The following is a 14,028-nucleotide window of genomic DNA, read 5'->3' on the forward strand; positions in this document are numbered from 1 at the left end:
TAACGGTTGCAGTTGGTTAAGCTAATAAGAGCGCACGGAGGATGCCTAGGCGCCAGGAGCCGAAGAAGGACGCGACGAACAGCGATATGCTTCGGGGAGCTGTAAGTGAGCTTTGATCCGGAGATTTCCGAATGGGGAAACCCAGCTACCGTAATGGGTAGTTACCCTCGACTGAATACATAGGTCGTTGGAGGCACACCAGGGGAACTGAAACATCTAAGTACCCTGAGGAAAAGAAAACAAAAGTGATTCCGTCAGTAGCGGCGAGCGAAAGCGGAGAAGCCCAAACCTAAGAGCTTGCTCTTAGGGGTTGTGGGACGTCTCACATGGAGTAAGAAAAGAGAGTATTAGGCGAAGAGGTCTGGAAAGGCCCGTCACAGAAGGTAAAAACCCTGTAGCCGAAAGTACCCTCTCTCCGAGACGGATCCCGAGTACCGCGGGACACGAGAAACCCCGTGGGAATCCGGCAGGACCATCTGCCAAGGCTAAATACTTCCTGGCGACCGATAGTGAAGCAGTACCGTGAGGGAAAGGTGAAAAGCACCGCGGGAGCGCGTGAAAAAGAACCTGAAACCGTGCGCTTACAAGAAGTCAGAGCCCGATCTAGGGGTGATGGCGTGCCTTTTGTAGAATGAACCGGCGAGTTACGTTCACGTGCAAGGTTAAGCTGATGAGGCGGAGCCGAAGGGAAACCGAGTCTGAATAGGGCGAATAAGTACGTGGTCGTAGACCCGAAACCGTGTGATCTACCCTGTGCAGGGTGAAGGTGCGGTAACACGCACTGGAGGCCCGAACTCGTGAACGTTGAAAAGTTCTGGGATGACGTGGGGGTAGGGGAGAAATTCCAATCGAACTCGGAGATAGCTGGTTCTCCCCGAAATAGCTTTAGGGCTAGCCTCGAGGTAAAGCATCGTGGAGGTAGAGCACTGATTGGGTGCGGGGCCCGCCAAGGGTTACCAAGTCCAGTCAAACTCCGAATGCCATGTATGTATACTCGGGAGTCAGACAGCGAGTGCTAAGATCCGTTGTCAAGAGGGAAAGAGCCCAGATCATCAGCTAAGGTCCCCAAGTGTGTGTTAAGTGGGAAAGGATGTGGAGTTGCGAAGACAACCAGGATGTTGGCTTAGAAGCAGCCACCATTTAAAGAGTGCGTAATAGCTCACTGGTCGAGTGACTCTGCGCCGAAAATGTAACGGGCTAAACACACCACCGAAGCTATGGCATGACACTTAGGTGTCTTGGGTAGGGGAGCGTTGTATGCGGGTAGAAGTCAGACCGTAAGGACTGGTGGACTGCATAGAAGTGAGAATGCCGGTATGAGTAACGAAAAGACAGGTGAGAATCCTGTCCGCCGAAAGCCTAAGGGTTCCTGGGGTAGGTTCGTCCGCCCAGGGTAAGTCGGGACCTAACGCGAGGCCGAAAGGCGTAGTGGATGGACAACAGGTTGAAATTCCTGTACCGTAATCCGTTATGAGCAATGGGGGACGCAGGAGGAGAACGACGCAGACTGATGGAATAGTCTGTCCAAGCAGTAAGAGGTGAGTGTAGGCAAATCCGCACTCTAATACCTCAAGCTGTGATGGGGAGGGAAAATCACAGTACCGAAGGTCATGTACCACGCTGCCAAGAAAAGCCTCTAGCCAGGAGAAGGTGCCCGTACCGCAAACCGACACAGGTGGGCGAGATGAGAATTCTAAGGCGCGCGGAAGAACTCTCGTTAAGGAACTCGGCAAAATGACCCCGTAACTTCGGGAGAAGGGGTGCCCCGGTAGTGTGAATAGCACGAGGGGGCGCAGTGAAGAGGCCCAAGCGACTGTTTAGCAAAAACACAGGTCTGTGCGAAGCCGTAAGGCGAAGTATACGGGCTGACGCCTGCCCGGTGCTGGAAGGTTAAGAGGAGTGGTTAGGGGCAACCCGAAGCTATGAATTGAAGCCCCAGTAAACGGCGGCCGTAACTATAACGGTCCTAAGGTAGCGAAATTCCTTGTCAGGTAAATTCTGACCCGCACGAATGGCGTAACGACTTGGGCGCTGTCTCAACGAGAGATCCGGTGAAATTTTAGCACCTGTGAAGATGCAGGTTACCCGCGACGTGACGGAAAGACCCCATGGAGCTTTACTGTAGCTTGATATTGAACTTTGGTACGGTCTGTACAGGATAGGTGGGAGCCTTTGAAGGTGGAGCGCAAGCTTCACTGGAGGCGCCGTTGGGATACCACCCTGATCGTATCGGAGTTCTAACTCACTACCCTTATCGGGTAGGAGGACCGTGTCAGGCGGACAGTTTGACTGGGGCGGTCGCCTCCTAAAGAGTAACGGAGGCGCTCTAAGGTTCCTCAGCGCGGTTGGAAATCGCGCGCAGAGTGCAAAGGCATAAGGGAGCTTGACTGCGAGACCTACAAGTCGAGCAGGGACGAAAGTCGGACTTAGTGATCCGGTGGTACCGAATGGAAGGGCCATCGCTCAACGGATAAAAGCTACCCTGGGGATAACAGGCTTATCTCCCCCAAGAGTCCACATCGACGGGGAGGTTTGGCACCTCGATGTCGGCTCATCGCATCCTGGGGCTGAAGTAGGTCCCAAGGGTTGGGCTGTTCGCCCATTAAAGCGGTACGCGAGCTGGGTTCAGAACGTCGTGAGACAGTTCGGTCCCTATCTGTCGCGGGCGTAGGAAATTTGAGAGGGGCTGTCCTTAGTACGAGAGGACCGGGATGGACGCACCGCTGGTGTACCAGTTGTTCCGCCAGGAGCATCGCTGGGTAGCCAAGTGCGGAAGGGATAAGCGCTGAAAGCATCTAAGCGCGAAGCCTGCCTCAAGATGAGATTTCCCAATTCGTAAGACCCCTGGAAGAACACCAGGTTGATAGGCTCGGGGTGGAAGCGCGGTAACGTGTGTAGCTGACGAGTACTAATCGGTCGAGGGCTTATCCTAAGCGAATAGACAACTGTAACATGCAAGACCACCACTCTTCTTCCTGCTTTGTTTCGCATCCAGTTTTCAAGGCGCAAGCCTACAACACAATGCTTGTCATTGTCTGTTGTAGCATTGTGGCTCGTAGCCAGATTGGCGTGCGAGCATATAGTCTATATGTAATTTTACGGAAGTGTCCTAGCTAAGGGACGCTTTTTTTGTTTTAAACTAAACCCTCTGTTCCTTAAGTTCCGCTGTTAAGTGAAGCCTTACAATGAAGGATATCCCACTGATTCCACAATCTTAGACGTTACACAAACCCTCCAAATGCAAACAATACCTTTACTCTGTATTTGGGAGGCAATAATCCACCAATGAAGAAAAAACGAATGGTTAAATCGGCTAAATTTTTATTACTAATTGTCGTTACGATCTGTATTGTGGTTGGCTGCAGTAATACCAAATCCGGTAAGTTGGGGCAGAAGGAAAATAAAAATCGTACTTTTCACAAAAATGTCATTGATCCGAAAGTACAAAACGTAAAAAAAATAAAAAAAAGCAATCAGGATGATGCAAGCTCAGTGCCCCTAATGACTTCAACAAAACCTATAAGAGCTATCTATGTGACCTCCCATGTTGCGAACAGTAAAAGGATCGATGATCTGGTTGACCTTATTAATCAAACCGAGCTAAATGCCATGGTAATAGACATTAACAGCGGAATCACATTGTCGATACCGACCCAATCCAGCCACAATAAAAGCTACAATAAGCTGCTTACCTTTTCAAATAAAAATTCCTCCAAGCATTTCCTTGAAGTCATTAAGAAATTAAAGCAGCAGAACATTTATTTAATTGCGCGGCTCGTTACATTCAAAAATCCCGAGCTAGCTAATGCCGTCCCTTCATGGAGCCTGAAGCGCAAAAACGGAAAGGTATGGAGAGATCGCAGTGGTAATGCCTGGATTGACCCCTATAAGCAAGAGGCATGGGAATATCCACTTGCATTGGCTGAGAGTGCTGCTCAGATCGGTTTTGACGAAATCCAATACGATTATGTAAGGTTCCCTGAAAATGCTGCTAAAGTGGATCGAGAGGTCGCTTATGCGAATGAGGAAGGGTGGAGTAAGAGCGAGGCCATCCGCCGGTTTCTCCACCGAGCCAATGAACGGACGCACAAATACGGGGTGCGTGTGTCAGCAGATGTATTCGGTATGGTGGGGTCTACGAACGATGACATGAAGATTGGTCAGAAGTGGGATGCCATAGCCAGAGAGATTGATGTCATCTCACCAATGATATATCCTTCTCATTACTCCAAAGGAATGTGGGGCATCGACAATCCCGATTTAAGCCCTGGTGCTATTATTAAACGTGCTTTATCGGATACAGCAAAACGTAATCACAAGCTCAATGAACAGGGCTTTGCGACGGCAGAAGTTCGTCCATGGTTACAAGGCTTTACAGCCGGTTGGATACACCCTCATCAGAAATATGGGACAGCACAAATTCGCGAACAGATCCTTGCGGCGAGAAAAGCTGGATTTAATTCCTATATGATATGGAATTCTGCCAGTAGATATCCCAAATTCAGCACATAAGCATGAGAGCAGCGCGACAAAAAACGCTTACATGGTGCGGGATCTCGGCATTCGAATGTGCTTGACAGCCTATGTTGCCTCTGCTAAGATTGACGATAATCAATCGGAGATATTAGCCGGATAAGCATTTCGGCAAAGGGGGTAAATAACTGTGTGGCAAACGAAATTCGCTAAAGAAGGACTTACTTTTGATGACGTGCTACTCGTTCCTCGTAAATCATCCATTCTTCCTCGGGACGTAGATGTATCAACAGTGCTTAGTCCTTCGGTGAAGCTTAACATACCGTTGATCAGTGCGGGGATGGATACAGTAACGGAAGCAGCATTGGCGATTGCAATAGCTCGTGAGGGCGGTATTGGAATTATTCATAAGAACATGTCGGTAGCTCAGCAAGCGGAAGAGGTGGATCGCGTTAAGCGTTCCGAGAGCGGAGTTATTACCAATCCTTTCTCGCTGACACCCGAGCATCATGTTTATGACGCTGAAGAATTAATGGGTAAATATCGCATTTCTGGTGTTCCCATTGTTAATGATGAAGGAAAGCTAGTGGGGATTCTTACTAACCGTGACCTTCGCTTTGTACATGATTTCTCCATTAAAATTAAAGATGTTATGACGCATGATAACTTGGTTACAGCACCCGTAGGAACGACACTTCAGCAAGCTGAGGGTATCCTTCAGCGGCATAAGATCGAGAAGCTCCCTCTTGTTGATGAGTCGAACAACCTGAAGGGTCTTATTACCATTAAAGATATCGAGAAGGCAATCCAGTTCCCGAATGCGGCTAAGGACAACCACGGTCGTCTATTAGTCGGCGCAGCAGTGGGCGTTTCCAAAGATACTGTCGAACGGGCAGAAGCGTTGGTTCAAGCAGGTATTGACGTACTGGTTGTTGATTCAGCGCATGGTCATCATATTGATATCGTAACTATGGTTCGTAAGCTACGTGACAAATACCCAGATCTCACAATTATTGCAGGTAACGTGGCTACAGGCGAAGCTACAAGAGATCTTATCGAAGCTGGTGCATCAGTCGTTAAGGTAGGAATCGGTCCGGGATCGATTTGTACGACGCGTATTATTGCTGGTATCGGTGTTCCCCAAATTACGGCAATTTATGACTGCGCAACAGTAGCTCGTGAATATAATATTCCAATCATTGCTGATGGTGGAATTAAATATTCCGGAGAAGTTACTAAAGCCATTGCGGCAGGCGCCAGTGTTGTCATGTTGGGCAGCTTGTTTGCAGGTACAGAAGAAAGCCCAGGAGAGTCGGAAATTTATCAGGGTCGTCGTTATAAGTCCTACCGGGGTATGGGTTCTATCGGAGCAATGAAAGACGGCAGTAAAGACCGTTACTTCCAAGAGAATGAGAGCAAGCTTGTTCCGGAAGGTATCGAAGGCCGCGTTGCTTACAAAGGCCCACTTAAGGATACCATTCATCAGTTACTTGGAGGCCTTCGTTCCGGTATGGGATATTGTGGAACGGGCTCAATCGAAGAATTGAAAAACGATACAGAATTTGTTCGTATTACTGGAGCTGGATTGCGTGAGAGTCATCCGCATGACGTTCAAATTACGAAAGAAGCACCGAATTATTCCATGTAAATCCTGTTTGGGTAAGAGCCCTATAGAGGAGCCGAGGGACAGGAAGCAATCTGACCTTCGGCTTTTTCCTTTGCCTACTCCTATGTTACAATAGGGCGAAGGAATTTTATCGAAAAAGGAGAGAATGCGTTGAATCGTCATCATCTACTGTCATTGCCTAAAGTATTCGTTACGAAGCGGTTTGTTGCCGTTATCGTTCTCATTAATCTTCTCTTTGTGTTTGGCGTTTCTTCCTTCGCCTCTGCTGCTGATGAAGTTTCTGGAGCTCCTCAGTTAAACGCGAAATCAGCCATTCTAATGGATGCCGAAACGGGTCAAATATTGTACCAATTAGATGCAGAAACTGCTAGACCTCCAGCGAGTATGTCTAAGATGATGACCGAGTATTTGGTTTCTAGAGCGGTCAAGCAAGGCAAGCTGTCTTGGGATGAAAAGGTTAAGGTTACTGAAGGTGCCGCTAAACAAGTTGGCAGTCGAATTTTTCTGGCAGAAGGCGACGAACATACGATAAGGGAATTGTACATTGCGATGGCAGTTGGTTCGGCTAATGATGCTACTGCTCAATTGGCGATATCGGTTGCCGGATCTGAGGAAGCATTTGCTGTATTGATGAATGAAACTGCCAAAGAGCTTGGGATGACAACAGCTCACTTTGTTAACTCAACTGGGCTTGATCGCGCAGATATGCCTGAAAAGTACCGTCCTTCCTCTATAGAGGGCGAAACGGTTATGTCAGCTAAAGATTCGGCGATTCTCGCTTATCATATACTGAAGGAAGAGCCAGAATTTCTGGAAACGTCCAAAATTCAATCCTACAAGTTTCGTAAGAGAGACAAGACAGCAATATCGAACGTAAACTGGATGCTGGAAAGCAATAAAGATGTTCCTAGTCTTCGCAAATTCGCTTATGTTGGCGTAGATGGTTTGAAAACAGGACATACAAGTAATGCAGGGAACTGCTTCACAGGAACGGCTTTACAAAATGGTACACGACTGATAGCTGTAGTCATGGGAGTGCCTGGTGGAGTCAATGATGGTAAGCGGTTTTTAGAAACGGCTAAGCTATTCGACTATGGCTTCCAGAAGTTCGAGAAGAAAACAGTCATCCAAGCAAAAGCGATTATCCCTGAGCACGAAACTTTAAAGGTGAAAAAGGGGAAATCCACGAAGCTGAAAGTTGTGACTGCTACTGATATAACGATCATGGTACCTAAAGGGCAAGCAGTGGAGCCCGTAATTGAAGAAGTGAAAAGTACGCAGGACCCGCTAGTTGCTCCAATTAAACTTGGCGATAAAGTGGGAACGGTCACTTATAAATATAAAGACCCATCAACGCAAGAAGACAAGCTTGTAACCATTGATTTGATTGCCTCAGAAGATGTTAATAAAGCTAGCTGGTGGCGTTTATTTTTCCGCGCAATCGGCAACTTTTTCTCAGGACTGTTTCACGGAATTGTAGATCTTTTCTAAATTCCGACATAAGTGGTTGCCTATTAATGACACTTCATGTAAAATCTAAGATTAGAATCTTCGGGAGGCTTATAAACATGGAAACTGGAACTTCGAAAGTTAAACGCGGCATGGCCGAAATGCAAAAAGGCGGCGTTATCATGGATGTCATGAGCGTCGAGCAAGCGAAAATAGCTGAAGCAGCTGGTGCGACTGCAATCATGGCATTAGAAAGAGTCCCTTCTGACATCCGTGCAGCAGGCGGAGTGGCTCGTATGGCCAACCCGGAGTTAGTTGAGCAAGTTATTAAAGCGGTAAGCGTGCCTGTAATGGCTAAAGCTCGTATTGGCCATTATGTAGAAGCCAAGGTATTAGAATCCCTTGGAGTCGATTATATTGATGAGAGCGAAGTGCTCACACCAGCGGATGAAGTTTATCATATCGACAAATCCTTATTTACAATTCCATTCGTATGTGGAGCTAAAGACCTTGGAGAAGCTTTGCGCCGTATTCAAGAAGGTGCATCCATGCTTCGTACTAAAGGCGAACCAGGAACAGGCAACATTGTTGAAGCCGTTCGTCATATGCGTATTATTACAGGACAAGTTCGTCGTATCCAAAACTTGTCGAAGGACGAGCTCTTCCACGAAGCTAAAATTCTGGGAGTTTCTTATGATTTGTTGTTGGACATCCATGCAAATGGTCGCCTTCCTGTTGTTAATTTCGCAGCAGGCGGAATTGCTACCCCATCTGATGCAGCACTCATGATGCATTTAGGTGCAGATGGCGTATTCGTTGGCTCAGGTATTTTCAAATCCGACAGCCCAGAAAAATTTGCTCGCGCTATTGTTGAAGCGACAACTCACTACGAAGATTACGAGCTAATTGCTCGCGTATCTAAGGATCTGGGTGCTCCAATGAAAGGGATTGAAATCTCCAAGCTTCATTCCACAGAGCGGATGCAAGATCGCGGTATTTAAGTAAAAGAAATTCATATATATATTTGCTGATCAAATGAGCTTAACCATCGAGCGGCTTCCAATTGGAGGCCGTTCGAGATTTATAACTAGGCGGAAGAAGGAACAGTCATGAACATCGGAGTTCTGGCGTTGCAAGGAGCAGTAGCCGAACATATTCGGAGTATTGAGCTTGCAGGTGGTCAAGGTATTCCTGTCAAAAGAATTGAGCAGCTGTCAGAGATCGACGGACTCATCATTCCTGGAGGCGAGAGTACAACTATAGGTAAGCTAATGCGTAAATATGGCTTCATTGAGGCCATTCGTGAATTTGCAAACCAAGGTAAACCTATCTTCGGTACGTGTGCTGGGCTCATTGTGCTGGCAGAGCGTCTAGAAGGCGTGGAAGAGCCACACCTTGCCTTAATGGATATGACGGTAGCCCGCAATGCTTTCGGACGGCAACGGGAGAGCTTCGAGACCGATCTGGACGTTAAAGGAATCGATACACCCCTTCGTGCGGTGTTTATTCGTGCGCCTTTAATAAAACAGGTCAGCGATAAGGTAGAAGTATTGTCAGAATACAAAGGTGAGATTGTTACGGCTAAGCAAGGAAACCTTCTAGCTTCCTCTTATCACCCTGAGCTGACGGACGATTATCGTCTTCATGAGCTGTTCATTCGAATGGCACAAGAAGCAAGAGCTGCCCACCTATAACCATCCCTAATTAGGGAAAGGGGAATTATATTATGTTAGACGTTAAATTGCTCCGCAATGAGTATGATAAAGTCGTGCAAGCACTAACGAACCGCGGAGCATCTTTGGATCTGATCGCTGGGTTTCCCGAGCTAGATATTAGCCGTAGAGAGAAGCTTACCGAAAGCGAACAGCTCAAAAATCGCCGGAATGTCGTTTCGCAGGATGTTGCAAAGCTGAAGAAAAACGGCGAGAATGCAGATGATTTAATTGCCGAGATGCGGAATGTGAACGATAGAATTAAGCTTTTGGATGATGAGGTTCGTGAGATTGAGGTAGAGATGGACAGCCTTCTGCTCGCGATTCCGAATGTACCGCATGAGAGCGTGCCTATTGGCGCATCTGAAGAGGATAATGTGATCGTGCGTGTTGAGGGACAGCCTCGGCAGTTCGAATATGATCCTAAGGCCCATTGGGATATCGGTTTAGATCTTGATATTCTTGATTTCGAAGCGGCGGCCAAGGTTACGGGCTCGCGATTCGTTTTCTACAAAGGCTTAGGCGCTCGTTTGGAACGGGCTTTAATTAATTTTATGATGGATCTTCATTCCGATAAGCATGGATATGAAGAAATTTTGCCACCTTACATTGTCAATCGAGACAGTCTGGTCGGTACCGGACAGCTTCCTAAATTCGAGGAGGATTTGTTCAAAATTGAAGGGACAGAATATTTCCTTATTCCGACTGCAGAAGTACCGGTTACGAATTTGCATCGTGAGGAAATATTATCACTGGGCTCGCTTCCTAAATCTTATGTAGCATTCAGTGGCTGTTTCCGATCTGAAGCAGGTGCATCCGGACGGGACACTAGGGGCTTGATTCGTCAGCATCAGTTCAATAAGGTGGAAATGGTTCAACTGGTTGCTCCTGACAAGTCTTACGAGGTGCTAGAGGAGCTTACAGGCCATGCAGAGCGTGTTCTTCAGCTACTTGAGCTGCCTTATCGAGTATTGGCGTTATGCACAGGGGATATGGGCTTTGGCTCAGCGAAAACCTACGATTTAGAAGTTTGGATTCCGAGTGCAGGAACCTATCGTGAGATTTCATCCTGTACCAACTTCGAGGATTTCCAAGCGCGTAGAGCAGGCATCCGTTACCGTCCTGAGAACGGGGCTAAGCCAGAATTTGTCCACACGCTTAATGGCTCTGGTCTTGCTCTAGGTCGAACTGTTGCGGCTATCCTGGAAAATTACCAGCAGGATGATGGATCGGTTAAAATTCCTGAAGTATTAAAGCCTTATATGGGTGGAATTGAATTAATTAAACATAGGGGTTGAAATCCCTATATCGTATGTGATACAATAGCTTGGCAGTATCGGCTCAACCTTCACGGTAAAGTCATCTGCCAGACGTGGAGAGGTACCGAAGCGGTCATAACGGGGCGGTCTTGAAAACCGTTAGAGTGCAAGCTCACGTGGGTTCGAATCCCACCCTCTCCGCCATATTATCTCAAAGTCGAAACCGATCCGGGAAACTGGATCGGTTTTTTAGATATGCTGGAATAAGAATGTTGCAATGGGTCAACCTAACGAAGGTGGAGGTGCTCATTATGTCAACGAATGAAGAACTAGCTGTTCCGCAGCAGGATTTAGCAGAAGCCTGGCAACAAACACTTCCAGAGCGACTGCATGGGGGCGACAAGGCAGAGGTGGTGGCGGACGAGGCCGATTCTCGTACGCTACGGGTGCATATTAAGACAGCCGGGCATCAGATGTTTGAGTTTGATTTTGCGGTCCAGTATGTAGATAGCCGTGAAATCGATATTCAATTGACTGATGTGGAGAAGGATGGCCAGACGGTGGACGAACGTACTGATGTCATGCAGGAGCTAATCGTAGATTATCGTCGTCACTTGCATGAAACTGCTCAGGCGCTACATCATTATACGCACTCTTAGAAGGAGGTCATGAAGTGTCTCATTCAAGTGGTTCCGAGGACAAGAACCTCAGTAATGTGGTGGAAGAACTGGAGCAATCTCCTGTTAATTCACATCAAGCACAGCAAGTGCAGCAGAAGAAGAACGATCGCCGTCATCAGGATGCGCTCAATCATGACCATTCAACTGATCTTAATCACTTTAAATCGTAAGGGAGGCTTTCTTACATGAGTAAGCCAAAGACACAGCCTGTACCACAGCCTGCTGATCACAGTCGTAGGAGCTCAGAGGTGGAGCATCAGCCCAATGAGCCCTTATCCGGGTCAAAGTCGGTTAAAAATCAAAACCACACGAGACACAATAACGCAGAAGGTTAATAAAAGCCCCGGCGGGAAGCCGGGGTTTATTATTTTAAAATGGTCAAAATATTGACTTTTATTTTGGGAGATAAGCTCTCATTAGTTTACCCCAAGTATCTACATTGGTATAATTAAAATATATTAATATAGGAGGACTTGTTCATGACCGATATTACCGATATACTGCCACCCGGCGCAACTAATCAGATCCGCCATCACAAGCAAACCCCCTTGGAGCTTGCGCGCCGCATTATTTTCATTATTATAGGTGCTATTCTAGTTGCGGTTTCTTTGGAAATTTTCCTTGTACCCAACTCTATCATTGATGGAGGCATCACAGGTATCTCCATTATGACATCGTATTTAACCAAAATACCTATAGGTGTTTTTCTTTTCCTCTTTAACCTTCCCTTCCTCATTCTAGGCTACAAAACGATAGGTAAGACATTTGCATTCTCCACCTTACTCGGTGTTATCGTATTATCCATTTCTACTACCCTATTACATCCCGTCCAAGCCTTCACAGATGATATTTTCCTTGCAGCGGTGTTCGGCGGTATTTTCCTTGGTGCTGGAACAGGTATTGTTATCCGGGCTGGTGGATCTTTAGATGGAACTGAGATCGTCGCCATATTGCTCAATAGAAAACTACCCTTCTCCGTTGGTGAGACGGTTATGTTTATCAACTTCTTCATTCTAGGAAGCGCTGGTTTCGTCTATAGCTGGGATCGCGCAATGTTCTCTTTGATCGCTTATTACATTGCATTTAAGGTTATCGATCTTACATTGGAAGGCTTCGACGAGTCTAAATCATGCTGGATCATTAGTGATCTTCATAAAGATATCGGAGATGCGATCTACGCTCGTCTTGGTCGGGGTGTTACCTTACTACATGGTGAGGGTGGTTATGCTGGCGATCAGAAAAAGGTCATTTTCTGCGTCATAACACGTCTAGAGGAAACGAAGCTAAAATCAATTGTAAATGAGCTTGATCCAACCGCTTTCTTAGCCGTAGGTAATATTCACGATGTTAAAGGTGGAAGATTCAAGAAAAAAGACATTCATTAACAGCAAATATGGAATTTAACTTGTTTTAGCAAAAATTTAACAAAGAAAGTCTTTTCCCAATTCCTGAATTGAGATACAATGGACTTTGTTTGAAAATAAGGTCAATTGATATTTGGAAGGGGTTTGTCAATTTTGTTTAAAAATAAAGTAAGCTTTACTATTGTATCTATCCTACTAGTATTTGCGATTGTGCTCAGCGGTTGTACCAAAGAGACATCGCCTAAAAAAGCACTACAAGAGTCGCTCTCGAAATCAGCAGATCTTAAATCTTACAGTTTCAAAGGTCAAATGAAAATTGAGGATTTCAACTTCCCAGACGAAGAAATGGAAGCTGGCGAAGCTGCTTATATCCTAAATTTATTTAAGAGTGCGGAGCTTTCATGGACCGGCGCTTATCGTGCTGACCCTATGATGACGGAAATTAATCTTCAATTTGCACTTCAAGGGGATCTTGCTGTTACGTTCAAGATTCCAATCATAATAACTGCTGAGAAGGTTTGGGTTAAAGTACCGAACATCCCTATGCTGCCAATCCCTGAAGAAATAACAGGCAAATTCATCGAGTTCGACTTGAAGAAGCTAGAAGAGATGGCTGGCGAGAAGCTTCCAACTATGGATGTAAGTAAGTCGCAGAAGTTTGTTAAAGAGATTACGGATATCGTGTTTAAGCATATTGAAGAAGAGAAATATTTGTCTTCTGTGAAAGTGAAAGAAGCGGGCTTACCTGCAGATGTTGTTGATGTTAAGCAAGTTGTGCAATTGCACCTAGATCAATCGCAGATTGAGCCTCTTTTCACTACAATAGTGGATAAAATTGCGCCTGAGGTTCTTGATCTTCTTTCCAAAAATAAGGAATATCTTGAGCTCACTCAGTTGAAGCAGGAAGATTTAGATGATGCAAAGAAAGCTTTAGCTGAAGTTAAAGATGGGGAAATTGCAGAAGGCTTCGCTGAGATAAAGAAAGAACTTAAAAAACTAGATTTTAAAGTTAATTACGGTTTTGATAAGAAGAACTACCCAGTATATACAGATGCAAGCTTCAGTATGGCAATTGAGTCTGAAGAAGCGACTGGCAGCTTTGGCTTTAAGGTTGTTTCCCAGTTATCAGATATCAATAAAGAAGTGAAGTTTGAAGGCGAGCCGAAGGGCGACAATGTAATTAGCATGGAGCAGCTGCTTGAGCAAATGGGCGGTATGTTTGGTGGAGAAAGCTTCGATGATAGTCTTTAAGTTATAGCAATTAAAAGCCCCTGCTAACATTAGAGGGGCTTTTTTCGTAGTATTAGGTCAGCCAGAACCTTCATGCCAATGAAGGTTTTTTTGTCGTTCTTTAAAAAGGATCTGAGAAGAAAAAATTTCATGTGTTTCATTTTATTACTTGTTGGATAAACATTTCTTATAGGTTATTGTCAAAGTATAAGTTATAACGGTGACTAAAGTCCT

At 45.9% G+C, this 14,028-nt stretch carries 11 protein-coding genes, 1 tRNA gene and 1 rRNA gene; all 13 read left to right on the forward strand.

Annotated features, from left to right (window positions below; genetic code table 11):
- The first annotated feature begins 14 nt into the window (after positions 1 to 14).
- The 13 genes from KCTCHS21_RS00505 to KCTCHS21_RS00560 all read left to right on the forward strand — a co-directional run bounded on the left by KCTCHS21_RS00505 (position 15) and on the right by KCTCHS21_RS00560 (position 13,815).
- Positions 15 to 2,932, forward strand: a 23S ribosomal RNA gene (locus tag KCTCHS21_RS00505).
- A gap of 353 nt (positions 2,933 to 3,285) precedes the next feature.
- Positions 3,286 to 4,512, forward strand: coding sequence for a putative glycoside hydrolase (locus KCTCHS21_RS00510; protein ID WP_130604634.1), 1,227 nt, complete (start codon positions 3,286 to 3,288; stop codon positions 4,510 to 4,512).
- A gap of 151 nt (positions 4,513 to 4,663) precedes the next feature.
- Entirely contained in the window at positions 4,664 to 6,121 is a 1,458-nt protein-coding gene (guaB, locus tag KCTCHS21_RS00515; RefSeq protein ID WP_130604635.1) for an IMP dehydrogenase, read from the forward strand.
- A gap of 129 nt (positions 6,122 to 6,250) precedes the next feature.
- Positions 6,251 to 7,591: a D-alanyl-D-alanine carboxypeptidase family protein gene (locus KCTCHS21_RS00520; protein ID WP_130604636.1), complete on the forward strand. Its 1,341-nt coding sequence runs from the start codon at positions 6,251 to 6,253 to the stop codon at positions 7,589 to 7,591.
- A gap of 77 nt (positions 7,592 to 7,668) precedes the next feature.
- Positions 7,669 to 8,550, forward strand: a complete 882-nt coding sequence (pdxS, locus tag KCTCHS21_RS00525) for a pyridoxal 5'-phosphate synthase lyase subunit PdxS (protein ID WP_130604637.1) — start codon at positions 7,669 to 7,671, stop codon at positions 8,548 to 8,550.
- A 108-nt stretch (positions 8,551 to 8,658) separates the two neighbouring features.
- The gene (gene pdxT, locus KCTCHS21_RS00530; protein ID WP_130604638.1) at positions 8,659 to 9,243 is read left to right on the forward strand and encodes a pyridoxal 5'-phosphate synthase glutaminase subunit PdxT; all 585 of its coding nucleotides are present in this window, start codon (positions 8,659 to 8,661) and stop codon (positions 9,241 to 9,243) included.
- Positions 9,244 to 9,275: 32 nt separating this feature from the next.
- The gene (gene serS / locus KCTCHS21_RS00535; protein WP_130604639.1) at positions 9,276 to 10,559 is read left to right on the forward strand and encodes a serine--tRNA ligase; all 1,284 of its coding nucleotides are present in this window, start codon (positions 9,276 to 9,278) and stop codon (positions 10,557 to 10,559) included.
- 76 nt (positions 10,560 to 10,635) lie between these two features.
- Positions 10,636 to 10,724: transfer RNA gene (locus tag KCTCHS21_RS00540), tRNA-Ser, on the forward strand.
- A 107-nt stretch (positions 10,725 to 10,831) separates the two neighbouring features.
- Positions 10,832 to 11,179 carry a hypothetical protein gene (locus KCTCHS21_RS00545; protein WP_130604640.1) on the forward strand — a complete coding sequence of 116 codons (348 nt, stop codon included), beginning with the start codon at positions 10,832 to 10,834 and terminating at the stop codon, positions 11,177 to 11,179.
- A 14-nt stretch (positions 11,180 to 11,193) separates the two neighbouring features.
- The gene (locus tag KCTCHS21_RS31325) at positions 11,194 to 11,370 is read left to right on the forward strand and encodes a hypothetical protein (protein WP_170211416.1); all 177 of its coding nucleotides are present in this window, start codon (positions 11,194 to 11,196) and stop codon (positions 11,368 to 11,370) included.
- Between the two features lie 15 nt (positions 11,371 to 11,385).
- Positions 11,386 to 11,535 carry a small acid-soluble spore protein P gene (locus KCTCHS21_RS00550; RefSeq protein WP_130604641.1) on the forward strand — a complete coding sequence of 50 codons (150 nt, stop codon included), beginning with the start codon at positions 11,386 to 11,388 and terminating at the stop codon, positions 11,533 to 11,535.
- Positions 11,536 to 11,679: 144 nt separating this feature from the next.
- The gene (locus KCTCHS21_RS00555; protein ID WP_130604642.1) at positions 11,680 to 12,585 is read left to right on the forward strand and encodes a YitT family protein; all 906 of its coding nucleotides are present in this window, start codon (positions 11,680 to 11,682) and stop codon (positions 12,583 to 12,585) included.
- A gap of 132 nt (positions 12,586 to 12,717) precedes the next feature.
- A complete protein-coding gene (locus KCTCHS21_RS00560) occupies positions 12,718 to 13,815 on the forward strand; it encodes a hypothetical protein (RefSeq protein ID WP_130604643.1) in 1,098 nt (365 codons plus the stop codon).
- The last annotated feature ends 213 nt before the right edge of the window (positions 13,816 to 14,028 follow it).

Origin of the sequence: Cohnella abietis, from assembly GCF_004295585.1 — a bacterium.
Classification (GTDB): domain Bacteria; phylum Bacillota; class Bacilli; order Paenibacillales; family Paenibacillaceae; genus Cohnella; species Cohnella abietis.